18 protein-coding genes and 1 pseudogene are annotated in these 25488 nt (G+C 41.5%); 12 read left to right on the top strand and 7 right to left on the bottom strand.

Annotated elements, in window-relative coordinates; all coding sequences use genetic code 11:
- Positions 1-2754 (top strand): HEAT repeat domain-containing protein (locus RMX89_RS14485; RefSeq protein WP_322689413.1); only part of this gene is annotated, 2754 nt, incomplete at its 5' end.
- Between the two features lie 703 nt (positions 2755-3457).
- Here the strand turns inward: RMX89_RS14485 and RMX89_RS14480 are convergent.
- Both RMX89_RS14480 and RMX89_RS14475 read right to left on the bottom strand, forming a co-directional pair.
- Entirely contained in the window at positions 3458-3913 is a 456-nt protein-coding gene (locus RMX89_RS14480; protein WP_194042486.1) for a cupin domain-containing protein, read from the bottom strand.
- A gap of 257 nt (positions 3914-4170) precedes the next feature.
- Positions 4171-4950, bottom strand: coding sequence for a cysteine hydrolase family protein (locus RMX89_RS14475; RefSeq protein WP_322689412.1), 780 nt, complete (start codon positions 4948-4950; stop codon positions 4171-4173).
- Positions 4951-5417: 467 nt separating this feature from the next.
- Between RMX89_RS14475 and RMX89_RS14470 the strand changes: the two genes are divergently transcribed.
- From RMX89_RS14470 to RMX89_RS14455, 4 genes are all read left to right on the top strand, one after another.
- Complete coding sequence (locus RMX89_RS14470; RefSeq protein WP_322689411.1) at positions 5418-5864, top strand: hypothetical protein; 447 nt, start codon at positions 5418-5420, stop codon at positions 5862-5864.
- A complete protein-coding gene (locus RMX89_RS14465) occupies positions 5845-6795 on the top strand; it encodes a hypothetical protein (protein ID WP_322689410.1) in 951 nt (316 codons plus the stop codon). Before RMX89_RS14470 ends, RMX89_RS14465 begins: the two co-directional genes overlap by 20 nt.
- A 234-nt stretch (positions 6796-7029) precedes the next feature.
- A complete protein-coding gene (locus RMX89_RS14460; protein ID WP_322675137.1) occupies positions 7030-7260 on the top strand; it encodes a hypothetical protein in 231 nt (76 codons plus the stop codon).
- Positions 7261-7785: 525 nt separating this feature from the next.
- On the top strand, positions 7786-8643 hold the full coding sequence (locus RMX89_RS14455; protein WP_322689409.1) for a hypothetical protein: 858 nt from the start codon (positions 7786-7788) through the stop codon (positions 8641-8643).
- A gap of 2 nt (positions 8644-8645) precedes the next feature.
- Here RMX89_RS14455 and RMX89_RS14450 read toward each other — a convergent pair whose 3' ends face one another.
- Positions 8646-14117 carry an AAA family ATPase gene (locus RMX89_RS14450; RefSeq protein WP_322689408.1) on the bottom strand — a complete coding sequence of 1824 codons (5472 nt, stop codon included), beginning with the start codon at positions 14115-14117 and terminating at the stop codon, positions 8646-8648.
- A 255-nt stretch (positions 14118-14372) separates the two neighbouring features.
- Between RMX89_RS14450 and RMX89_RS14445 the strand changes: the two genes are divergently transcribed.
- Complete coding sequence (locus RMX89_RS14445) at positions 14373-15581, top strand: NupC/NupG family nucleoside CNT transporter (RefSeq protein WP_322689407.1); 1209 nt, start codon at positions 14373-14375, stop codon at positions 15579-15581.
- 212 nt (positions 15582-15793) lie between these two features.
- On the opposite strand, the gene RMX89_RS14440 is transcribed toward RMX89_RS14445, so the two are convergent.
- From RMX89_RS14440 to RMX89_RS14425, 4 genes are all read right to left on the bottom strand, one after another.
- A complete protein-coding gene (locus RMX89_RS14440; protein ID WP_322689406.1) occupies positions 15794-17530 on the bottom strand; it encodes an ABC transporter ATP-binding protein in 1737 nt (578 codons plus the stop codon).
- Positions 17531-17913: 383 nt separating this feature from the next.
- Positions 17914-19128, bottom strand: a complete 1215-nt coding sequence (locus RMX89_RS14435) for a lipid-A-disaccharide synthase-related protein (protein WP_322689405.1) — start codon at positions 19126-19128, stop codon at positions 17914-17916.
- 762 nt (positions 19129-19890) lie between these two features.
- Complete coding sequence (locus tag RMX89_RS14430; protein WP_322689404.1) at positions 19891-20436, bottom strand: RNA 2'-phosphotransferase; 546 nt, start codon at positions 20434-20436, stop codon at positions 19891-19893.
- Between the two features lie 124 nt (positions 20437-20560).
- The gene (locus RMX89_RS14425) at positions 20561-21868 is read right to left on the bottom strand and encodes an amino acid permease (RefSeq protein WP_322689403.1); all 1308 of its coding nucleotides are present in this window, start codon (positions 21866-21868) and stop codon (positions 20561-20563) included.
- A 563-nt stretch (positions 21869-22431) separates the two neighbouring features.
- Here RMX89_RS14425 and RMX89_RS14420 point away from each other — a divergent pair.
- The 6 genes and pseudogenes from RMX89_RS14420 (at position 22432) to RMX89_RS14400 (ending at position 25439) form a co-directional block, all read left to right on the top strand.
- On the top strand, positions 22432-22782 hold the full coding sequence (locus RMX89_RS14420) for a transposase (protein WP_322689402.1): 351 nt from the start codon (positions 22432-22434) through the stop codon (positions 22780-22782).
- Positions 22736-23254, top strand: coding sequence for a transposase (locus RMX89_RS14415; protein WP_322689401.1), 519 nt, complete (start codon positions 22736-22738; stop codon positions 23252-23254). The genes RMX89_RS14420 and RMX89_RS14415 overlap by 47 nt, the downstream gene beginning before the upstream one ends.
- Positions 23255-23272: 18 nt before the next feature.
- Positions 23273-23524, top strand: a pseudogene (locus RMX89_RS34510) (type II toxin-antitoxin system VapC family toxin); the annotation flags it as partial.
- A gap of 226 nt (positions 23525-23750) precedes the next feature.
- The gene (locus RMX89_RS14410; RefSeq protein ID WP_322689400.1) at positions 23751-24110 is read left to right on the top strand and encodes a hypothetical protein; all 360 of its coding nucleotides are present in this window, start codon (positions 23751-23753) and stop codon (positions 24108-24110) included.
- Positions 24107-24514 carry an HNH endonuclease signature motif containing protein gene (locus RMX89_RS14405; RefSeq protein WP_322689399.1) on the top strand — a complete coding sequence of 136 codons (408 nt, stop codon included), beginning with the start codon at positions 24107-24109 and terminating at the stop codon, positions 24512-24514. Before RMX89_RS14410 ends, RMX89_RS14405 begins: the two co-directional genes overlap by 4 nt.
- A 511-nt stretch (positions 24515-25025) precedes the next feature.
- Entirely contained in the window at positions 25026-25439 is a 414-nt protein-coding gene (locus RMX89_RS14400) for a hypothetical protein (protein ID WP_322689398.1), read from the top strand.
- Positions 25440-25488: the final 49 nt, after the last annotated feature.

Raw genomic sequence — 25488 nt, 5'->3', positions numbered from 1 at the left:
GCGGCAGCGAGATACATCCCTGACATCCTCAACATCCTCAAGGATGAAAAGGTTGACTCAGTTGTTCGTAGCAGTGCGGCAGAGGCATTGGGCAACTTCGGGCAGGCGGCAGCGAGATACATCCCTGAAATCCTCAATATCCTCAAGGATGAAAAGGTTGACTCATCTGTTCGTGGCAGTGCGGCAGAGGCATTGAGCAAGTTCGGGCAAGCGGCGGCTCAATACATCCCTGAAATCCTCAATTTCCTCAAGGATGAAAAGGTTGACTCAATTGTTCGTGGCAGTGCGGCAGTGGCATTGAGCAACTTCGGGCAGGCGGCGGCTCAATACATCCCTGAAATCCTCAATATCCTCAAGGATGAAAAGGTTGACTCAATTGTTCGTGGCAGTGCGGCAGAGGTATTGAGCAACTTCGGGCAAGCGGCGGCTCAATACATCCCTGAAATCCTCAATATCCTCAAGGATGAAAAGGTTGACTCAATTGTTCGTGGCAGTGCGGCAGTGGCATTGAGCAACTTCGGGCAGGCGGCGGCTCAATACATCCCTGAAATCCTCAATATCCTCAAGGATGAAAAGGTTGACTCAATTGTTCGTGGCAGTGCGGCAGAGGTATTGAGCAACTTCGGGCAAGCGGCGGCTCAATACATCCCTGAAATCCTCAATATCCTCAAGGATGAAAAGGTTGACTCAATTGTTCGTGGCAGTGCGGCAGAGGCATTGAGCAACTTCGGGCAAGCGGCGGCTCAATACATCCCTGAAATCCTCAATTTCCTCAAGGATGAAAAGGTTGACTCAATTGTTCGTGGCAGTGCGGCAGTGGCATTGAGCAACTTCGGGCAGGCGGCGGCTCAATACATCCCTGAAATCCTCAATATCCTCAAGGATGAAAAGGTTGACTCAATTGTTCGTGGCAGGGCGGCAGTGGCATTAGCGAATATTAAAAAACTGGAGTTAAAGGAGGTTGTTGTAATTCTGAATAATATTTATGAGCCTGGTAATTCAGAATACTTAAATTGGCGTTTTCTAACCTATTTCCTGGGCGGTGGCACTGAGGAAGTGAAAACTTTATTGAAATGGCTCGGCTCTCCTCAAGCAACTCCTGACAAACTCTCACATAATGAAGGTGTCAAAACCCTCAATGTATTTCTGCAAACTTGGAATAACAGCCAAGGACTAGAACGCTTACGCAACGACTTAGCCAAGCAAATTTCCGAAGTTGCCGCTAACAAAAACGTTCCTTGGAAATGGCAAGATATTAATTTACTGCAAAGCCATTACAACAACCTTAAAAAAGTCTACCCCACTGATGCGAATGCGGTGCAGTCAGTAATTAATCATCTGGAATATTGGCGGTGGTTTTTCAAAGCCAGAATCACCATCCTGATTCATGCTGCCTTTTGGCTAGCCCTCATCTTCGCTTACCCGAAATTTCCCCAAGTCCAAGCCATCTTCTTCTGGAACCCTTGGGTACGCCGAATCTTAGGCGTCGGCTATGTCGGCTTTCTCCTCACCTGGTTTCCCCCCTTCCGGCGCAAATTATTTGAACCATTCAAACCTTCTCTATTAGCCGATGCTGGCTTAGATAATTTTTCTGACCAATCATACTTTCCAGAATCTAAAGTCAAAGTTCCCATCTCAGGAGACATCCTGCCAATTACCGCAGCCTTACCCAGTATTCAAGGACAAATTATCTTAGAAGGAGATTCCGGCTTAGGCAAATCGATGTTTCTCCGCCATCTGTTGAAAAATCAAGAGCGCATAGTCGTTTATCTCCCCGCCCAGAAATGTCATAAAGGCGTAATTGAAGCCATCCAAGACAAGCTACACGGCCAAGCCCAAGATGCCAGCTTCCTAAAAAACCTAATTTACAGTGGCGCGATAGATATCTGCATCGACGGACTCAACGAAGTCACCGCCGAAACCCGCGCCAAAATCTGCCAGTTTGTCGAAAGCTATTTCCGGGGCAACATTATAATGACTACCCAGCCCCTTGAGTGGACACCACCCTCAACAGCCAAGATATATAAATTGCAGCCCCTTGAGCAACAACAAATTCAAGAGTTTTTGATATCCCGTCAGCCGCGACTACCCCAAGATGCCAAAATTCAAGGTGCTGATTACGCCAAAGCCTGCACCGATTATTTAACAGAAGTCTTCCAAGAGAAACAAGCCAAAGAAGAGTTAGATGCTATTCGCCGAATTCTTTCCAATCCAATGGATCTAACTGTGGTAGCGCTGATGTTATCACAAGGCAAACACCCAAACTTATTTCGCCTGCAACAACAGCAATACAATTTAATGGCGGCAGAATACCTGAAAGAATGGAATCAAGAATTTCCGTTGAAGAAATTCTCAGCCGCCGTCTACGAAATGCGACTCCAAGACAAACAAGCCTTACCCGCCGATGAATTTCACCAAGTCGCCATGTCTTTATCAGACGAGAAATACAAAATGGTAGTCAGCCGTCAGTGGCAAGATGAAAAAGGCGAAGCCAAGAAAGAATGGTATTTCCGCCACGATAAAATCATGGATTTCTTCTTAGTGCAAAACTTTCTCGGCGAAACTGATGCCGCCGAAGGACTATTAGTTGATAGAATGGGCGACCCCCGATTTCGTGGCGTTTATTTCTTGCTAGCAACCTTACTTGAGATAGATGCAGCCAAAAAACTGCGAGAAGAATTGATTCAATACGCCGCCGACACCAAAGACAATACGGTGAGTAATACTTTCGTGCAGTTATTGCGGACTAGATAGTGCAATACGCTTGGCTTTGTGGAAATTTATCTGTTAAGGCAACGTGAGTTCGACAAACCCTTTTTTGACCTCTCCCCCAACCCCTCTTGGACACGGAGCTACGGTGTACACACAAGTGTTGGTGCAGTGTATCTATCCCGCCTCGGAATAAATTCCAAGTCTCATAACGAAAGTCCTCTAAAAGAGGACTAAACTAAATTTCTTGTTTAGTCCTCTTTTAGAGGACTTTCGCTTATCAGCCCGGAACTTTAGTTCAGGGCGGGATATTTGCTCAGTGTGGGACTTTCACTTGAACAGAAATATTGGGTGGGTAGGATTTTTAGAGATGTGTGTACACCGTAGCCGACACCCAGAGGGGAGAAAACCCTAATTTCTCGTTGCTCCTCCCTTTCCCCGTGCGAGAGGGAGGTTGTCCGGGAGAGGTTCATCGAACTCCTAAGAAATAAGGCAGGAGGCAGGAGGCAGGAGGCAGGAGGCAGAAGGAAAGAGGATTTGACTTGTTTCTTTCGCCCTTCCCGCAGATGCGCCTCCGTTGGAGACTCACGTTAAGGCAGGCTATTCTTGAGCAGGAAAGGCAGAGGCGAGGCAAGATAGAAGCGCAATGTGAGATTTCATTTATTAATAAAGATATAGCTACGGCAAAACTTGTGTGTACACCGTAGCTTTGTAGGAGAGAGAAATAAAACAGAGGTTTCAAATATCTTTAACAAGGCATCAAAGCATCAAATCTCCCTATTACTGCCATATCTTCTTCATCTAACTCCGCCGGAATTCCACTGCGAATCAATTCCGAAAAGTCTTCATTGGGAATCATCACAGTCAACGTGTACAAGCGAGTAGAACCAGTATTTTTAATCAAATGAGTACCAGTGGGAGGGACTAATAAACTATCTCCAGCTTTGATCGTGGCACTCTTGCCGTCACATATAGCGATCGCTTCCCCTTTGAGAACAAAAAACATTTCCACCGCCCACTGATGGCGATTTGGGGGTGTTTGCCCACCAACATCAAAAATTTCTATGCAGCAAGTCAAAGAAGTATTAGCATTTGTCGAATCGAAGATAATTGCTAATCGATTAGAGGCGTCGGGACTGATGCGATATACTTGGTAATCTTTGCTAGATTTGATAACCGGAATTACACAACGAGTAGCGTACATTTATTTATCCCCTCTGAAGTTATCGATGGGTATGAAAATTCCTAAAATCCAAGTCCTGAATCACAGAATTTTAGATTTTAAATTTTGGATTTTGGATTGAATAATTCAAAATTCAAAATTTTCTGAGAGTAAGCGAATTTAAACGCGAGAAAAAATCTAAAATTATTGAGCGAATAAAGAGCATTAATGCATGGGATCAATCTAAAATCTAAAATCGTTCGACTGAGCGAAGTCGAAGTCCAAAATCCAAAATTGGTTCACTCCTCACCATTTTGCAGCGCTGTTAAAATTTCTTGCGAGTCAGTAACAAAACCGAAGCATTGTTTGACATTGTACAATGTCGCCAGCCAGCAATATTCAGGAGAAGTGGTAGCGGTGCAATCTTTAACCAACACGCAGTCATATCCTAAGAAGTTGGCATCACATAAGGTAGTCAGCACACATTGATCGGCATTAATACCAGCAAAAAATAATGTTGTCCTTCCCAAATTCCGCAAGATACTATCTAAAGGTGTATCCCAAAACCCACTCATGCGGTATTTATCCACACGAATATCTTCGGGTATCTGTTCTAGCTCGTCTACTACTGCCGCAGCCCAACTACCTGCCATAAGTACTCTAGCACCATTGCTTGGTAGTGGATCGCCCAATCCCACACCTTCCCCTGTGGGATTATAGACGTGGCGCGAACTAGCACTAATATTGAGCAAGTCGGGACGATTACCCCAATTTATCCAAATCACTGGAACGCCAACCTCACGCAGTTCTGGAAGTAAGTTATTCAAAGGTTCAATAGGCTGACGCGCTGGAGTTACGTCCACACCGATATGCGCTAACCAGCCATCAGGGTGACAGAAGTCGTTTTGCATATCAATGACGAGGATAGCAGTCTTTGCCAAGTCTAGGCGCAGGGTTTTAGTTTCTGTTGATAAAATAATCGGTTGTGGGGTCTTTTGAAGACGAGTGATATCTGCGATCGCATCATTCACTGTCCACGCATTTGGTGCAACTCCCAATGTCCTTAATGGTAAATTCATAAAATTGCAATACCCAACACCATTTTCTATTTTGTAACTTGAAATTCAGTTGAGAATACAATTACTTAATCAAGGTTAAAATTGATCAATTGCGGCAATAATTATTTAACCGTAGTCAATGGGAGACCAAGCGCAAGTCTGAAACCGTCGCGCAAATTTAAGCACATTATCGCACGCTTATGGGGTTGTAAAATACAAGTAGACACAAGAAACACTATAAAATAATAACAAGTTGTTAAGCTTAAGACATCATGCGGAGTGAGCATGAAATTATCACTTAGTGATTTATGTGCAACATTTCAAGAATGTACACTTTGGACAAACAACATTATTAAAGATAGTCTGTCATCTCGTTTAGGCATCCTTGAAGAAAGTATCACTGATATAAACTTGGTAACAATTGCGCGAAAGCACAGCGATTTTATCCTGACTAAGAAATTCAGTCGTAGAGAAGAAGGATCACAAAGTTGACGGGACTTGGTAAATTTATAAATGGCAGGAGAGGACAGCCATCGCGTATCGAATGGAGTCAAAATGCGAAATCTTTAATTGATGCAGCATGTAATTCTGATAAGTCTGATTCAACGTTAGAAGAAGAGTCTTCAGGTCTTGATTCTGAGCAGATAGATGTGATTGATTCTACGCCAGTTTTCAAGGATCATTCATCGGTCAGCCAGACACCTGCTGCTGAATCTAAATCTCATATCGAGCTACCGTCCTTGCGGGGTACAACACTGAGTGTTATGCCGACTACTATTTCAATTAATGTTGACATGAGTGAATGGGATACCAGCAAAATCATTACCTTCTTCAAAGCTACTCACGGAATTTTTGACGATGATCGAGAATCTGACTTATCAACTACCTGCTCACAAAGTATCAGTGAGTCTAGTGATGGATATGGTAATTCGTAGTTCCTATAGTAAAGCCAACCTAGACTCTTTGGAAAAATATACAGGAAAAAGCAAGCCCTATGTCAAAAGTGCAGTTGATGCGGCTTGCTTACTTAGAATGATAGACAACCAAGATAATGGTTATTTTGCCACGGTCAAGCAATGCTCTGAGTTGCTTACTGCTAAACCTTCTGAAAAGTTGAAGATTGCTGTATTTAGAAAGTGGCTTCAAGCATGGGAGCCTTTTATTCTTTTTCTTCGTCACTTAGCGATGGGAGATAGCCTCGAAGTATCAGCTAGGAGGCTAAGTTATTTTTACTCTTTTAATAAGGATATTAAAGCAATTTTCGAGTTGCTAAGTCTGTGGGCTAAGACCTGCAATTTAATTGATGCTAAAGGATCTTTAATCATCAAAGAGTATGAATTAGAGGTAAAAGAGCTAACAGAAGATTTTTCTAGAGATTTGCTAGATGATGTAGGAGTAAGACTTTACTTAAACAGAGTCCTTGGTGATGAGGTTTTCCAATGGCTTACCCACAGTGAACTTGAGGAATTGGTAGCTAGTCTTCTTACTTATCAAGATAACCCAAGAAGTGCTATCGAATGTTCGGGAAGAGCTTACGAGGATATTTTGAGAAGGCTTTCTATTGAAATTGGAACTATTGACGTAAAAAAAATTGGAGCAAAGTCTGGCATTTCAGAATTACCCAACGGTGTTTTGTATGCTTACAGGGATGATTTGGGAACTGCTTATAGTTTCATTAACACTAAACAACGTGATATCTCACAAGCAATCGGATCTATTCGTAATATGGCAGGCCATAGCATGGAAGCCAAATCTATGGAGCGATGGGAACTAAGTTCAACCGCAGCTATTGGCAAAATACTGACAACTATCTCATCAATAAGAAGTCTTTTCCACTACATTAAGTACAGCAAGTATTTATTCTAGTCAGGTATCGTGACTATTATTAAGTAGTGGCACAAGCTAACATTGCATTTGTTGAACATTTTAAAATAATTGGGTATTTGAGCGATGTCTACGACGGGCTACGGCTACGCACCACACTTGCTCATTGCGTTTGGATTAGAGTCAATGATGTCGTTAGGCATGAGAGCTTGATGAATAGAGAGAGGCGATCGGTGTTAGCTTTAAGAGCAAAGTGTTGTACGAGAGCAATTCACCATGTCGTCAGCAGCAATTACCACCGTAATCAAAATGATGGAATCTTTACCCATTGAGGTGCAAGATCGGATTGCAGAGCATCTGCGAGAGTACATTCATGATCTGCAAGATGAAATCAGATGGAATGAATCGTTTCAGAGAACACAATCAAAACTTATTACTGCTGCTAAACAAGCCAAACAAGAAATTGCAGAGGGACAAGCTACTGCAATGAACTACGACCAGCTATGAAGTCAGCAGTACTTCCTTCCTTTTGGTCTGAGTATCGACAGTTGAGCAGCGAAATTAGGCAAAGTGCCAGGAAAGCATATAAGCTGTGGGCAGAAAATCCATTTCACCCGTCTTTACATTTCAAGTGCATCAACAATCAGGAAGGGATTTGGTCAGTGAGGGTAACGCGAGGCTGTCGAGCACTTGGAGTTTTGGAACAAGACACAGTGACATGGTTTTGGATCGGTAGCCATGACAATTATGAGCGTTTTTTTGGGTGAGTCTGTCAGCAACCCGACACGTCACAGCGATCGCTTAGAGATTATATAGCAGTTCTCAGTTGAGTGCAGTACAGACCTAACCCCCAACCCCTTCCCTACTAGCGTTGGGGAGTAAGATTCAAAGCCTCTCTCCTAAAAGGAGAGAGGAATGGAAGTGAGGTCAAAAATGTACTGCACCTAAGCGAAAACCGCTATATCCTGGGTGTTCGATCTTATCTATCACCAGTTATCTTGGTCGTTATGTCGTTGTATTTATCTTTATATAGTGAGTAAATTTCAGGATTGGTTCTGGGAAATCCAAGAGTGCAGACAAGGCCCTCACTACTACTTCAGTGCCACTTTTGCTTTGTCTGATGCTGAACGCCTTGCGGCTTTGGTGCGCCAGCATCCACTGTCTGGCTTTAAACATTGCCACTTTGTTGGCAAATTAATCAATGCGCCATGTGGAAACTCCAATACTCCAGGTTCTTACGATTTGTATGTTGACCAGAGCAACTATGCTGAAGTAGTATCGGGTATACAAAGAGATGAACCTATAGTTACTGTTGCACACTATGTCTGGCAAATTATTGGTGTTTGCGATCGCAATTTTGGCATCGAGTCTGGTTATGGCGGAATAACTGGCACAAATAACCAAACTGACACTTCATTGATTGTAGCGCTGGCGCAGTCACCAGAACTCACCTTAGTTGATTGGAGAGTCGTTTCTGGGGGAGACGGTTACGCATTGGTGTTTTTTAGAACTGGCACATCAGCCGCAGAATTGCTTGCTTACTTGCAGATGCAGCCGGAAAAGCCTGACTTTACGCAAATAGAAAAAGAGTTACGTTTAGCTTTATCAGATCCAGCATTGTCTAAAATTTATCGTTTGGGCGAGTGTAAAATCAATGGTTGGCAGCTGGAAGCGATCGTTTTGCATAATATTGAAAAAACCACAAGCAGCTATGGTGGTGAAGGATGGGACATGACACCACACACTACCAAGCTTTCAAAAGTCGCCCAAACTGTTAGCGATAAATGCAAGGTTCCAGGTTGTGCAGGGGGTGCCGCACACGCGCCAAATGACTTCTACACACTCATTGGCAGCCATCTTAGCTTTGGCTACCCGCGCCAAGAGGGGTAATTTTAAATTGGAATTTGAATCACAAATTCTGTACCCTCTCCCTGTACGGAATTAACATCTAGAGTACCGCCATGTTTTTCTACAATAATTTGCCGAGCGATCGCTAATCCTAATCCTGTACCTTTCCCAACAGATTTAGTTGTAAATAAATGGTCAAAAATCTTTTGTTTGACTTCCTCAGACATTCCCATCCCATTATCTTGAATGTAAATTAAAACTCGCTCTTTGTCTTCACTCAAACAAGTTTTAATCTCAATTTTATTATTAATCTCGTGAAAATTATGTCGAATATTGGACTCCTCCAAAGCATCAATCGCATTTGCCAATAAATTCATAAATACTTGATTAAGTTGTCCAGGAAAACATTTGACTAAAGATATATCCCCGTATTTTTTCACTACTTTAATATCTGGATGTAGTTCCGATGCTTTTAAACGATGCTTCAGAATCAAAATTGCACTGTCGATACCATCGTGAATATTAAAAGCAACTTTGTTTTCTGTATCTGCTCTGGAAAAGGTTCGCAAACTATTGCTAATACTCCGAATTCGATCGATACCTAATTTCATCGAAGAAATCATTTTTGGCAAATCTTCTCGGATATATTCTAGGTCAACTTCGGCAATTTTTTCTTCAATTTCTACACCTGGATTTGGAAACTTTTCTTGATAAAGCTCGATGAGGTTAAATAAATCTTCGACTAAATCAACAGCAGGTTGAATATTACCTGCAATAAAGCCTACAGGGTTATTGATTTCGTGGGCTACACCTGCAACCAAATTACCTAATGCTGACATTTTCTCACTTTGTACCAGTTGTAGTTGCATTTGTTTTAAATCTGTAAGCGAGTGTTCTAATTGTTGGGCATTCTCTTGCGATCGCTGATAGAGAGAAGCGTTTTCTAAAGAGATTGCAGCTTGTGAACACAATAGGTTGATTACTTGCAATCTATCATGAGTAAACACTCCAGCAATTAGATTATTTTCTAAGTAAAGGATGCCGATTAACTTCCCTTGATGGAGAATTGGAGTACACAGCAAACTCTTCGGTTGTTGTCGGATAATGTATGAGTCGGAGGTGAAGGAATTGTTCACAGTTGCATCATCTATTACCAATGTTTCTAAGGTGCGTTTGACATAGTTAATTGGAGTCAGAGGAATATCTTGGCTGAACTCAATGGGAATAGATTGCAGAATAGTTGGCACTTGCTGAGATGTTGCGATTGCTTCAATCACCCAAATATTATCTTTAAGTAAAATTAAAGCAGATTTTTTCGCTCCAGTATTCTCCATTACCACTTGCATTAATGTAGAGAGCAACTTCTCTAAATGAATTTCGCTAGACAGTGCTTGAGAGGCTTTGAAAACACTTGCTAAATCTAAAGCATCTGAAATGCTGGCGCTGCTGGATGAAATTGTCGTATCAGCAGTAAAAGTAGATAGGGACATGTTATGGAGAGTAGATGCTATTTCTGTAGGATTAAGGCGAATTGTTTCCCATTGGAGAATCTGGGCAAGTAATTGAGGATAACGTTTTTCTAAATCATAGACTTTGGCTTTAGCGCCCCAACGAACATAGCAGTAGTAAGCGTTTATCAGATAGGTTTGGGCAATTTGCTCTTTACCCCATCCCAAATAAAATTTGGCAGCGAGTTCGTTAGCCAGAGCTTCTTCTTGAATATATTCATTTTCTTTAGCTCCCTGAATGGCGCGATTATACATTTCCATTGCTTGAATATATTCGCCGAGAATACGATAGCGTTCAGCCTCCACTAAATGAAACTTATGTAAATGATTCATCGGCGCATGATGCGCCCAGTTCTGCATTTTTTCCTGATTTGCTGTAACCTTTTTGAGAATGAATACTTGCTTATCTTCAGAAGCATCATAATATACGGCTAATTGGCTCAGAGAATCATAAAAATGAAATAGAGCAAAAATAATACTTCCAAGAAGACTTTCTAAATAATTCTGTACTAAGTCAGCATTTTTAATAGCATGAGTATACTCAGCAAATAAATAACAAAGAACCAATTTATTAAAATACAACGAACAAATCATAGTTTGATCGTTGCCTTGGATATGAAGCGGCAACATGATTTCTTCATTGTAAGCATCACCAATTAAGCGGCAAGGATTTTGATTTTTCGAGAGTAAGTTAAGCACTACTTGCCGATAGAGTTCATTTTTATGTAAGGATGGTTCTTGACGAATTTGTGCCAGTCCTTGACTATAATTTCCTATTTCCTGTGCTAGAGAAGATAATTCTTTACCAGCAAAATATGAACTCAAAGAGTAATTACATGCACAGTAACCTGCAAATTCTAAATCTCCTGTTTCTACCCCGCTATAATAAGCTGACTGTATAGGAAGTAAAAGTTCATTAAGATGCTTCTTCCAATGATTCAAACAGCCATAAACAATCATATATGTTTTAGCTATGAATTCTTTAGCATTTAATTTATCTAATAGTTTTAGACTTAGTTGACCGAATTGATAACCTGAATCAATATCTCCGACAATCCCGCCAAGAATCAGCCCATAAGATGAATATCCATAAAGCGAATTAGCGGTATTTCCATAATTGAGGGATAAATTAACTTGTTTAAATAATATTAAGGGATAGAGTTCTGGGATAACTAGATAAGCGGCAGCAGCAATATTTGTCAAAATATTCATGGCTGCTAACTTATCTGGCTCAGTCATTACTTGTAACTCTAGTAACCCTTCAATAGATTTACCATCTAAAGCTAATTGTGTCTCCTGTAGTCCGCGGTTAATATCTTCTGGTGTTGGCTGTTCGGGCAGTTCTATTCCCAATATTTTGAGAACATGGAGTCCCGTTTTTATAGCTTCCCACATTCTGTTTTGTGCTACCTGAGATAAGATTCTGACTTCGTAGGCTTTGACTTGATCTATCAGTGTTTTGCCATGTTGTAATATTACTTGTATACATTGTTCCGTCTGTTCAAAATCACCGTTAAGATGGGCGACTTCGGCAGAGGTTGAGTACAGTTTTAAAGCCAAGTCATACTGATGTTGCCAACAATCTTCTGTGAGTAACTTAATTCCAAAATTTGTGTATTCTACAGCGGCTTCATAAGCAGTGGAAATTTTGGCTTTATGACTTGCAGTTAGATTTAATTTTGCCAGTTCTTCTCGTTCCTCTGGTTGAGTAATTAATTCAACTCCTAAGTTTAACTGATTGACTAATTTAAACAAATGTCCTTCGCGTTCTTCAAGCGAGATATTCCTCAACATTAATTGCCCAATTTTGAGGTGTACTGTCTGCTTTTGATTTTCAGGAATTAGAGAATAAGCAGCTTGTTGAACGCGATCGTGCAAAAACTTGTAGGAGCAGGAAGTAGAATTGAGCATTGAGGAATCAGAAGTAATTATAGATTCTTCTAATTCCTGTTGATAAAACTTGTAAACTTCAGTGGTGGGTATGATTAAACCTTCTTGCAAAGCTTTCCATAAGTCTATTGCTGTATCTGATAGAGATTTTTCATAGACAATTGCGAGAGTTGCTAGGTCAAACTGATTATCAATAGAAGCTGCAAGCTGCAAAACTTTTTGAGTTGCTTCTGGTAACTTCTGTAACTGAAGCACCATAAACTCTACCACATCCTCAGTAAATGCTAATGCTCTAACCTGAGCAAGATCGCACTGCCAATGACCGATATCAAAGTTATAGTTAATTAACTTCTCTTCGTGCAGAAACTTAAGAAACTGATTAGTAAATAAGGGATTGCCTTGAGTTTTTTGATATACTAAGTCTGTGAGAGGTAGAGCAACCTCTAAGTTAGATTTTAGAGTATCAGTAATTATATGATTTAAATCTGTATGATTGAGAGAAGCTAAAGTAATAGTATTAAAATTTGCCCCATTTTTACGAATTTTTGCTAAGGTTAACATCAAAGGATGTGCTGGATATACTTCATTGTCTCGATAAGCACCAATAACTAACATATAGTGAATTTCGCTTTCACTAATTAGTAATTGCATAAACTTTAGAGATGCTGAATCTGCCCATTGTAAATCATCCAAAAATATTACTAATGGATGTTTTTTGGTTGTGAAAATCTGAAGAAATTTTTGAAACAGTAAATTGAAGCGATTTTGTCCAGCAATCCCTGAAAGTTCGGGTACTGGCGGTTGTTGTCCAATAATTTTTTCTAGTTCGGGAATAACTTCAATAATTACTTGAGCATTTTCACCCAAAGCTGTCATAATTTTGGCTTTCCATTGTTCGAGTTGGGCATCGGTTTCACTCAGTAATTGCCCCATCAAATCTCGAAATGCTTGGACAAAAGCTTTTAAAGGAATATTGCGTTGAAATTGATCGTATTTTCCTTTGATAAAATAACCCCGTTGTCGCACAATGGGTTTATGAACTTCGTTAACAACGGCAGTTTTTCCAATACCAGAGAAACCTGCTACTAAAATCATTTCTACCCCCCTTAGTCCCCCCTTAGCAAGGAGGGATTCAGGGGGGTTAGCGACTCTATCAAATGCTGCGAGTAAGCTTTCTACTTCTGCTTGCCGACCATAGAGTTTTTCTGGGATGATGAAGCGATCGCAAATATCCCGCACTCCTAACTCAAAGACATCAATCCTGCCAGTTTCTCGCCACTGACGCCAACAAATTTCTAAGTCATACTTCAACCCCAATGTACTTTGATACCTATCTTCGGCGTTTTTTGCCATCAGTTTGCCAATGATTTCAGACAGAATTGGCGGAATTTCAGGATTGAGACTATGTACCTGTGGAGGAAGCTTTGCCAAATGACAATACACCAACTCCATCGGTTCATCAGATTTGAAAGGTAACTCTCCGGTGAGGAGTTCAAAAAAGGTGACACCCAAGGAATAAAAGTCGCTGCGATAGTCAATTCCCCGGTTCATTCGTCCAGTTTGTTCGGGAGAAAGGTATGCTAACGTCCCTTCTAAAATATTTGGATTAGTCAGAGTTTGCGTTTCTCTAGAAAGTAAGGAGGCGATACTAAAATCGATCAGTCTTATATCTTTTGTGGCAGGGTTGATCAAAATGTTAGCGGGTTTGATGTCTTTGTGAATCACCCGATTGTGATACAGTCCATCAAGAATGGAGACAATTTGCAAAGCAATGTGAAAAAATGTCTGCAACCCATCAGTAGTTCTCCCCATCCCCCCATCTCCCCACCTCGCCATCTCTTCTTGGAGAGAAATCCCTCCCAAATCTTCCATAACTAAGGCATAGCTGTTTTGATAGTTCTCCAGGCTATAAGTTTTGATAATGCCGTCAATGTCTAGATTTTTGGCAATGGTGTACTGATTGCGGAACCGCACGAGTTCATAAAATGTCGGATACTCACGTCGCAACAATTTAATTACTACTGGTTTTTTATCTGATTCTCTAATGCCGCGATGCACTAGGGTTTTAGATCCCGAATAAATTAGTTCATTTATTTGATAACCGGTCAGTGCCACCATAATTCTCTTTTCCCTCCAAGATTAATTTTTTCTTGTTTATATTGGTTGTTCCTATTAATACAAATGTGCTTAAGGTTTGGGAAGACCGTTTTGTAACAAGATATGAATGTGCGTAGGCGTAGCCCGTCGTAGACATCGCTAAATTCTTATTTACAGCAGCAAAACTCTGGTAGTTGACTACAAAACCCCAAAAAAAGGCAGATTTTGTGTATGCTCTGTGACTAAGTGCCTTAACAATACCTTCCGGGAGTAAACATGGAACGCGCCATCTCTGCGTTGGGAATTTTAGTTTTTCTCAGTATATCCTACGCCTTCTCTGTTAATCGTCGTGCGGTGCGTTGGCGCATAGTGGCATGGGGTTTGGGATTGGAGTTTGCATTTGCACTTGTGATTCTTAAAACTCCTTGGGGTTTAAATGTGTTTAAATCTCTGGGAGATATTGTCGGTCAATTTTTAGCATTTTCTGATGTTGGTGCAAAATTTGTCTTTGGAGAAAATTTTAAAGATCATTTTTTTGCTTTCCAAGTGCTACCGACAATTATCTTTTTCTCTGCTTTCATCAGCGTCTTGTATTACTACGGCATTTTACAGCGAGTCGTAAATGTGGTGGCGTGGGTAATGATGAAAACAATGAAAACATCGGGTTCTGAATCTTTATCCTGTGCGGGTAACATCTTTTTGGGGCCAACAGAGGCGGCGCTGATGGTTAAACCTTATATAGCGAATATGACGCAATCAGAACTCCATGCCGTGATGACGGGTGGTTTTGCCACAATTGCGGCGGGAGTACTAGGAGCGTATCTTTCCTTTGGCATCCCAGCAGAACACCTGATTGCTGCTTTCTTTATGACTGCTCCCACATCGTTGGTGGTATCAAAATTACTTTACCCAGAAACAGAAGTATCAGAGACGACTGGCAAAGCAAAAGCATATATAGAAACCAATTATGTAAATGTAATTGATGCTGCTACCACCGGAGCAATTGACGGCGTGAAGCTAGCAGTTAACGTTGGGGTGATGATTATCGCCTTTTTGGGATTATTAGCTGCCCTGAATGCACTTTTAGGATGGTTAGGGGCATTTGTGGGCTTACAGCAACTCTCATTACAGTGGATTTTATCTTTTCTCATGGCTCCCGTGGCGTGGCTAATGGGCATACCTTGGGCTGATTGTCGGCAAGTTGGGGCTTTATTGGGTACAAAAACAATCCTCAATGAGTTTATTGCTTTTTTGGATTTAAAAGCATTAATTGAGAGTGGAAAAATCTCTCAACGGGCAGTAATTATTACAACTTATGCATTATGTAACTTTGCAAATATCGGTTCAATTGGCATTACCATTGGCGGCATTGCGGGGATAGCACCTAATCGGCAGCATGACTTAGCTCGTATGGGTGTAAGGTCAATGATTGGCGGATTGTTAGCGGGTTTTATCACCGCTTGTATTGCTGGGGTGTTGATTTGAAAAAGTTAGAGAGACGCGATAAATCGCCGTCTCTACTCTTAATTTATCCATCAATTATTTATCGTAAATTCAAGGGTTCAAGACCCCGACCATTACACGTAGTATCAATTGAGTTGGGGTTTAAATCCCCGACTCCAACTGTCTTTAATTTTGAAGTAATGAGTAATAAGTAATGGGTATTACTCATAACTCATAACTCATTTATTGACATACTACTCATCTGTAGAGTATAACTGTTGGGCGTAAAAACGGGCATACCGTCCTTCCTGAGACAGGAGGGAGGCGTGGGTACCAGCTTCAACCACCTGTCCTTGTTCGATTACGAGAATGCAGTCAGCCCGACGAACGCTGCTCAGGCGATGGGCGATAATAAACACGGTACGATTTTGCATCACTCGCTCCAGTGCTTCTTGAACTAGCGCTTCTGATTCAGAATCTAAAGCAGAGGTAGCCTCATCCAGGATGAGAATTCGGGGATCGTTGGCAACTGCTCTAGCGATCGCTAATCTTTGGCGTTGTCCTCCCGATAGGTTAACTCCACGTTCGCCTAACCAGGTATGATAACCCTGAGAAAACTGGGTGATAAAGGAGTGGGCGTTGGCAATCTCTGCCGCTTCTTGAATCGCTGCTAAATCTAATTTTTCCTGACCGTAACCGATATTTTCTGCGATCGTCCCGGAAAAAAGGGTAATATCTTGGGGAACAATGCCAATTTGATGGCGCAAACTGGTGAGTGTGACATCACGGATATCAATATCATCAACCAGAATTTGACCCCTTTGAGGGTCATAAAAGCGAAGTAAAAGGTTAATTAATGTCGATTTGCCTGCTCCAGAAGAACCAACTAAGGCAATGACATCACCAGGAGAAGCGCCTAAGCAAAGATCCTTAAGAACTGGCTGGTCGGGATTGTAGGCGAAATCAACATGACGATACTCAACCTTGCCGATAACTCGTGGCATTTCCTGAGCATTCGGTTTTTCGCTGATACTAGGTTCCTTCGCCATCAGTTCAAAGATGCGTTCCACAGAAGCTTCGGTCTGTTTGTATTCGTTGTAATTGCTAATCAACAAGTCGATTGGCTGAATCAGTAAAGCCACAGCAGCTAAGAAACTGATAAACCCTTGAGCAGTCAGCTGATTCTGAGAAATCTGCCATCCTCCCAATAAAAACAGCAGCATAATACTAACTGCTTCCAAAAAACCGACAACGGGAAACTGAATAGATTTGAGTTGTAGAGCGCGATACTTAGCTTGACGATTGATTTCTGCTTCTTTATTGAATCGCTTCACTTCATATTCTTGGGCTGCAAAAGCTTGAACGACGCGAATCCCGCTAAATACCTCAGTTAGCATCGCCGACAAATTGGAAACTTGATTTTGGCTCTGGCGAGATAGCACGAGTAATCGCTGACCAAATTGCCCGATCAACCAAGCCATTAAAGGAGCCAAAATCAAACCCGCAAGAGTGAGGGGCCAATTCAGGTAGAGCATGTAAATGGGAATTGCAATTAACTGCAACAAATTGGAAAGAAACTGATGAGATAACTTGTCTACAATCTCGCCGACGCGATCTATATCTTCAGTCAGGCGATAAGTTAAGTCTCCCGTCTGTGTGGTTTCAAAGTAATCTAATCCAAGTTTGTGCAGGTGGGCATAAACCCGCTTACGCAAATTTAAAACCATGTTCAGGGCAGCAGCGATCATAAAGACATTCTGCCCGTATTGACAAAGCCCTCGAATCAAAAATACTAAAGTGGCTAGTCCGAGCCAGTAGGCAATCTGGTTAACATTTCCCTGGCCGAGATAAAAAGCGACCTGACCTGCTAAATAGGGCACTGCTAAGGTGAATAACACAAATCCTAAGATACAAGCCAATCCCCGGATTAACAGCGGCCATTGGGGCCAAAGATAAGGCAACAGTTGCCAGTAACTAGAGCGGACTTTCATAAGTAAGTAAGAATTCAGGAGTTAGGAGTTAGGAGTTAGGAGTTAGGAGTTAGGAGTTAGGAGTTAGGAGTCAGGAGTTAGCAATAAAGGTTACTATGCTGAGGGCAGGAGGCAGAAAGAATACTGCCCTCAACCTTCTACCGCGACCAAAGGGAGTAAGGGTTTAAGCCCCACTCCAAAATCTCTGATTTGGTGTCCTGCAATACAGTGTAGGCTTCTCTTTCAGAGATGCTCCGCGAACAGACCTACACTGTATTGCGACCTTCTGCCTTCTGCCTCCTGCCTCCTGCCTTCTTCACGAGTCAGAATTGAGGTGCATTACGGCGTTAGCCTACCACATCATGTTACCGAACCGTGCTGACTCCTGAATTCTGACGCAATTTCTACTCAGTTTCTCCTAGAGAGTTTAGTATAAAGCGGGCAATTCTCTCAGATGCGCCGGGTGGGCCAAATCGCTCAGGGCCATTTTCTTTGCACTTAGCGAGGTAGTCTGAATCTTCTAAAGTTTCAACGACTCGTTTCGCTGCTTGCTTGAGAATTTCAGGGGTTGCTGGTTTAGTGCCGATGGTTTGGGCAGAAATACCCAACAGCCGCGTTTGCGCTTCTGCAAATTGATAGGTAAATTGAGGGCCTTCTCCGGGAATCTGGATAATCGGTTTGCCGATCGCTACAGCTAAATCCACTGCCAACCCTGCCATCCCAATAACGAGGTCAGAGTAATATACGATATCACTGAAGGCATCTGAATAACATCTCACTTCTACAAGCGGTGATTCCTCAGCCGAACTTCCTGGAGGAGAATAGGTGAGTATACCTTGATTGAGTTGCCAGCCTTGACTTTTAGCAATGTCGTCTAATTGCGCCATCAAATTTGGTACTAAGGCGGCGCGAAACTGGAATCCTGAAGGCATTACCTTGGCGATTTCTATCACCAGTTGCAACTGCAAACTGAAATTTCGCGCGGCTTCCGGCATCCGCGATCCTGGTAAAAGTGCGATCGCCGGAACGTCTGGTTTCAAGTACAAGTCTTTGCCAGTGGGGACGAGGCGATCTAAAGCCGGAATCCCACCAAACTGAGCCTTAGCTATACCTTGCCGTTGGAGATCGAAAGCCGTATAGGAATCTCTGGTAAAAACTGTCAGACATCGAGAAGAATTAAGGTCGTGCCACAGCAGTGGATTGATACGCAATCGCCCTTCATAGAGGGCAGAAAGACAAGAGATAAACGAAACGAAAGGACGCTTTGTTAAGTAAGCAAATGTCTGGGAGATAAAATCCCCGGTAGACATAATTAAATCGCAGTTGGGAGCATACTGCAACACCGCTTGTAATTGTCGCCACGTTAACCCAATCAATCCCGATTGAAAATCTTTGAGCAAATAGAGGCGCTTCATGTAAAAGAATCCGCCAGAGGGCATTGTTTGTGTGGGCCCAATAATAGGAATGTCCAAGCTGCGGTAAGCTTTTCCTTCCCCCACAATCGGCATTGCCGCCATCTTAAGAGAAGGATTTAATTGGCGTAGAGTCTGAATAACATGAGAGGTGTGGTTGTCCTCTCCGTGGCCGTTACTGATAAACAAAATTTGCTTAGAAGACATCTTGGAGTTTGGATAGGTCTAAAATGCTTATGTTGTGAGATTTTTAACCTACATTGGGTGAGTAGGCTAAAAGATTGATAGTATTTTTACTATTGAGAGTTTGTAATTTTATAGACAAATCTACAAAGTTACTTTTTTAGGTGTCAACCGGAATGGAATTACTGCTAATCCCTGTTTTTGCAAAAGCTAATCTATCAGAGAATACAGTATTGGGAGTACAAGCGCTATGGGTACATCGATCTGAGTTCATAAATTGAACGAGCTATTTTAAGTATTGATCGCAATCAGACAAGGCAACAGAAGAGATGATTTGTTGAAAATCTATCCCCTTGTCACCAAATTCTCTTATCCTTTTCAATGACGACAAAGTTATAAAAAAGTTGTATTGCAATCATCATCTGACCCCTTGAGTGTTCGACATAGAATCAATTTCATCTACTGTCGAGCTATTTTTTGCTGGCTTTAGTCACTGAGCAAATATCCCACCCAGAACTAAAGTTCCGGGCTGATAAGCTAAAGATCCTCTAAAAGAGGACTAAACTAAATTTCTTGTTTAGTCCTCTAAAAGAGGACTTTGGTTATGAGACTCGGAATTTATTCCGAGGCGGGATAGATACACTGCACCAACACTTGTGTGTACACCGTAGCTCCTGGTAGGGGCTGAGGGAGAGGTCAAAATAGCACTCGTTGAACTCCTAAGAAAACGCAGTTTTCTTTCGCCCTTCCCGTAGGTGCGCTTTCGTTGGAGACTCACGTTAAAATTCAAATTTTTTGTAGATACTCAGGTGGCACGCGATCGACTAACCAAACACCATTAGCAGAACAATAGAAGATGTAACCTGCCTGATGCATTGCCGCAGTATTTACAGCAAAAACTACTGGTTTTCCATGTCTTGCACCAACAGTTTGTGCTGTTTCTATATCCTTTGATAAATGGACATGATGTCGCGACATTTTGCAAAGTCCTGTTTGCAGAATTAACTCTACAGATTTGTGTCCCGTGCCGTGATAAAGCCGATCTGGAGGAACAACAGCTTCTAATTGTAAATCGACTTTTACACTATGTCCTTGATTAGCACGAATAAGATTACCTGTAGAATCAAAAGAAAAGCGTTGTTTCTCGTTGGATTCAACTACCACCTGTAATTCCTGGCGGGTAATCGGAAACTTATTTTTAGCACAAGCAGTAAGTAAGTCATCAACAGCAACCCAACCACCAGGAGCAAGTTTAATGCCAATGACATCCGGTGTATGTCGCAGATATTTGCTGAGATATTTGCTGATTTTGACAAGTTGAGAATCACTCATTTGATTAAGTAGTCATTGGTTATTGGTCATTGGTCATTTGACTCTCATGTTGCAGTTTGATTATGGTTAATATATTTATACTACAATTATAGTTTTTTGTAGTACATAATTTTTATTGATGGTTTTATTTGGTGTAAATTGACAGAATTTGTCTTCCGATCATGGCTAATGCCACTCCAACGATCGCAATAAGTGTCACCTTCCCGCCAGGAACGAGTGGTTGATTTGTGCTATCTGAGTTTTCACGTTGCTTCCAACTCATTAACGCTGGAATAATTCCACCTAGAACTGAAATACTAAATGTTCCAGTGTAATCTAGGGCAGTAAAAAAGATGCTGGGGTTAAGCGTTCCGAGAGTCATGGGAGGGAAAAGAACCAGGGAATAGAGGGGTAAGCGGCTAGAAAGTTGCCACTGTGCAGGTAGGAAAATATCTTTGAACAAATCCAGCAACCCGTACACAAATCCAATGAATGATGTGACGATCGCAAACTCTGAAAAAATGGATACTAGCACTCCTAACCATTCCCCCGCGCCACCTGCTCGAAGAATTTGTAGTGGATCGAAAACACTTGTACCGCCAGAGGTACTATGTAGCATATCGGGACTGACGCTTCCTAAAATTACGGCATTCCACGCCAAGAACATAATTAGAGGAATTACAGAACCAATAAAGATGGATTGACGAATTTTGCAGGCATCTCCTTCGAGTTGCGTCACAACCAATGGCACAACGTTTTGAAAAAACAGCGCCACAGACATCACTGAAATCGCACTGCCCAGGGCACTCCAGTTCTGAAATAATAGTTGCGCACTCTGAATATGCCTTCCTCCCAGAAATAATAGTCCTAAGAAGGATACGATGACAATTCCGACAAAGGCGCTGTTTAATTTCTCAATAAACTTTTCTCGCCCAAGATACATAATGCCGCCAAATAAGAGCGTGAAAGTCGTTGTACCCACCCACGTAGGCAATATCTGCACACCCCAGACTTTTGTCGCCGCCGTTCCTAAAATCTCTCCGCCTTCGGTGATGTATGCCACCAACAGAGCATAGTGCATGAATAAATATGCACCGCCAGCAATTCGCGCTCCCACCTTACCAAGGATTTTCTCAACAATTCCTAAAAAACCTATACTTGAAAGCCCTTCTGTTCGCATCGTGTTTAAGGTAACTTCTGCAACCAATAACCCCGAAACTAAAGCGTAGAGCCAAACAGCAATCAGTCCAGATGTGGATGGTACAATACCCGATGGCAGCGTAACGGCTGGTAGAGCCAGAATCCCAGCCCCAACTGTGGTTCCTGCAATCAATGCAGTACTTCCCAACACACTACCCGGTTGATGATTGAGTTTTTTTCCATCAAATTCGAGATGAGAAAACAACCGAGTGACTTGCTCTGAATTTTTTAGAACGGTCTTTATGGAAACCATACTCAATATCCGTACTTAAACCAAATAATATTAACATATGTTAACTTTATTCGTAAAAGCCCTGATGTTCCTGGTTTTTCAAGCAAATTTTTTTGGAAAATAAGCGATCGCCATTTCATTATCAACACAATTTTTGGATTGTAAATGTCATTTGTAGCACTTTATTAATGAAATAGACCACGCAGGAAAAAACATTTTCCCTGTATACAGATGTATTTTAAATAAACGAAAACTTGTTTAATAAGACCTTTGAAAAATATTATTGCTAACATTAAAACCTCATAAATCCAACCCACCAAGTAAGTTTTCTCTCTAAGAAAATCCTGCAATCTCTGCTGTCGGCGTTGCAAAAGGAGATGGTAATACCCGAAAGCTTTGATAGCAAACTAGCAAAGCTGATGGAATGTTTGCAATTAAACCGAAGGCAACTTTAGCAAGTTATTTTCAACTTAAGTATTTCACAAACAAACAAGAGCGATCGCCTACATCAATCCCATCGAACCTATCCCACTAATACCGAGATATGGTAATCTACTTTTTGTATAACAAGAGTGTATCTGTGTATGGCTGGGCGTTTTGAAGGATTGAGTGACCTGGAATGGAAGTTGTTTGAAGATATATTTCCCGAGGAACCAAAAAAACGTGGCAAAGGAATGCCTCATGCGCCGTATCGTCATGTATTAAATAGTATGTTGTACATTCTGATAACTGGATGTCGATGGTGTGACCTACCAAGAGGAGATATGTGGGCATCGAAAAGCTCATCTCACCGATGGTTAAAGCGATGGCGCTCAGATGGAACATTTGAATATTTACAAGGGCGCATTCTTGCGATCGCTAATGAGAAAGGACTGATAAATTGGGATTTTGGCGCGGTTGACGGGTCTTTTTCCCCCTGGGAAGGGCGGGGGTGAAGAAGTTGCCTATGGTGGCAAAGGAAAAGGTATTTTAATACACACGCTTACAGAGGGGAATGGAATGCCTCTTGCTAACTCTACGACCCCAGCCAACGGTAACGAGAGAGAACAAGTGTTACCTCTACTTGATAAAGTCAAGCTCAAAACATTGAAACGAGGCAGACCACGCAAACGCCTCAAAGTTCTAGCTGCTGATAAAGGTTACGACTCAAAACAACAGCGTGCTTCCCTCCGTAAACGCGGTATTCGACCCCAAATACCAAAACGAGTCTGGAAAACAAAGAAAAACAAAGGGAGACCTATCAAAATTTCTGTGCCAAGATTTCAGCAGGAGCGTTGTTTTGCTTGGTATCAGCGCAAATACCGCCGTCTTGTCGTTAGATGGGAACGTCAAAAAGTTTACTTTGACGCATTCATTAACCTTGCTACAATCCACATCTGGATTAATAAAATATTATTAGTGGGATAGGTTCATGGTTTAACAGCCAAGCCTAATGCTAGAATCCAAAACTGGTTTGAAAACTTTCTCTTCACTCACTGTCAAATTCTCCCCATCACCTTAGAAATTGCCAAGTGTTCGGGTGAATTGAGAGGTTTTTTAAGAACTCAAGGTAAACCGCGCTCGCAAGCTGATATATTTATTGCGGCAACAGCTAAAATACATTCTTTGACACTTATTACTAGAAATATTAAGGATTTTGAGGATTGTGGTATATCCACGTTGAATCCATTTAGTTGAATCTTTTTCCAATTTGACACATTTGCTAAGAATGCGTAGGTGTAGCCCGTCGTAGACATCGCTTATTTGAAACAGTTGGTAAGAATGCGATCGCCCACATCAATCCCATTATCAAAACTGCGATCGCAGTAACTAGTTATACCAGATACTTGTAAAATCAAACTAATAGATAAATTTATAGCTAGACTTATAGCTAATAGATAGATTTAAAAAATAACAGAGCTAGATGATGCAAATCACTGTCGAGGTATCTGAGGAGCTAGGACAGCAATTACAGCCGTTCCAAGACCGCTTACAAGAGATAGTAGAACGCGGTCTAAAAGAGTTATTGAGCGAACAGTCTGGCAATTTTCTCGATGAGAAACAGATTATTGGCTTGTTAGCCAGTCAGCCTACACCAGAACAAATTCTAGCAATCCGACCCTCACCAGAATTCCAAGCCCGTGTCAGTGATTTGCTAGCACAAAGTAAAGCAGGAACACTTTCAGCTAAAGGTGAAGCTGAACTAGAACGCTATCTGACCATTGAACATCTTGTCCGTATGGCAAAAGCTCATACCTTCGAGCAATTGCGCCAAAACCCATGACTTATGTATCAGCCCAATTACGGAAACTCGTAATTGAAAGAGCGAACCAAAGGTGTGAGTACTGCTTATTTCCTCAGAGTGGGGCACTATTTAGCTTTGAGATGGAACATATTATTGCCGAAAAACATCGTGGCACTACTGAAGCAGAAAATCTAGCTCTTGCCTGTCCATATTGTAATCGTGCAAAGGGTACTGATTTGGGGTCAATCGATCCTGAAACGGGGAAACTAACACCCTTTTTCAATCCAAGGACTCAAAAATGGAGCGATCATTTTCAGCTGAATGGAGCAGAGATTGCACCATTGACAGCAGTTGGGCGCGTAACTGTTGCAATTCTCCAATTTAATCAATCAGAGCGGTTAGAAGAACGGGACAGGTTGATTTGGGCAGGTCAGTATTCTTAGGTTTACTGTTCATCCTCACGCCACTAAGCTATTTATTTGGCTTGCGTAGAGAGCTACGCTTCTTGTCGCCAGACATCACTCCCCGCGAGGGGTAATAAATTAAAAACTTCTCATAAGGCGATTTGCGTTCTCAAACTGGGGTTTGAGTACTCAATTGAGTATATTTAGTACGCAAAAGTTAATATTTAGTTCTCAAACTGGGGTTTGAGTACTCAATTGAGTATATTTAGTACTCAAAAGCTAATATTTAGTTCTTAAACTGGGGTTTGAGTACTCAATTAAGTATATTTAGTACTCAAAAGCTAATATTGAGTTCTCAAACTGGGGTTTGAGTACTTTTTTGCGTAATTTACTGATTTATTAGCAATTTACAGTGTAATAAAAGTTAATAGAGATTTGCAGGAATTTTCTCAGGCTGATCGATACGGAAGTTTTTTAAAGTAAAGAAGCTTAAATCAGTGAATTCGAGAACTGATAACCAAATAAATAACTGCATTAAAAGGTAGATTTTATGGCTAGACTAAAAAGAACTTCCCAAGTGCTAGAAAAAGCAGCACGTCGTGCAGCTAGTATCAGTTCAATCGATCCAAACTTAGACGTGAGTAATGGACTCACTTTATTTGCGTACTCAAGCCTAATTGAGACAATGCGAAATAAAGAAAATATTTACAACACTGCGCTTTCTAACCTAGATAAGATATACCGTGAAATGTTAGAAACAGAGCAGCAGTTGGCAGACATGACAGAACACATACTCATGGGCATCGGGGCTAAATATGGCAAAAGCAGTGTAGAGTATGGTATGGCGGGAGGAGTTCCTAAAAACCAACGCCGGAAGCGATTGCGAGGTGAATCGCCAATTGTTAGTAATGAGCCACCGTCAATGATTGTTGGTGTGAATAGCAATGGCAAAGTAAAAGTTTAACTGAATAAATGCCCAATTTGTGTAGAAACTTTGCTGGGAATTTAACTTT

Origin of the sequence: Nostoc sp. DedSLP04, from assembly GCF_034530775.1 — a bacterium.
Classification (GTDB): Bacteria; Cyanobacteriota; Cyanobacteriia; order Cyanobacteriales; family Nostocaceae; genus Nostoc.
Note: the sequence above shows the minus strand (reverse complement) of the source record. Positions and strands in the feature narration are given on the sequence as shown.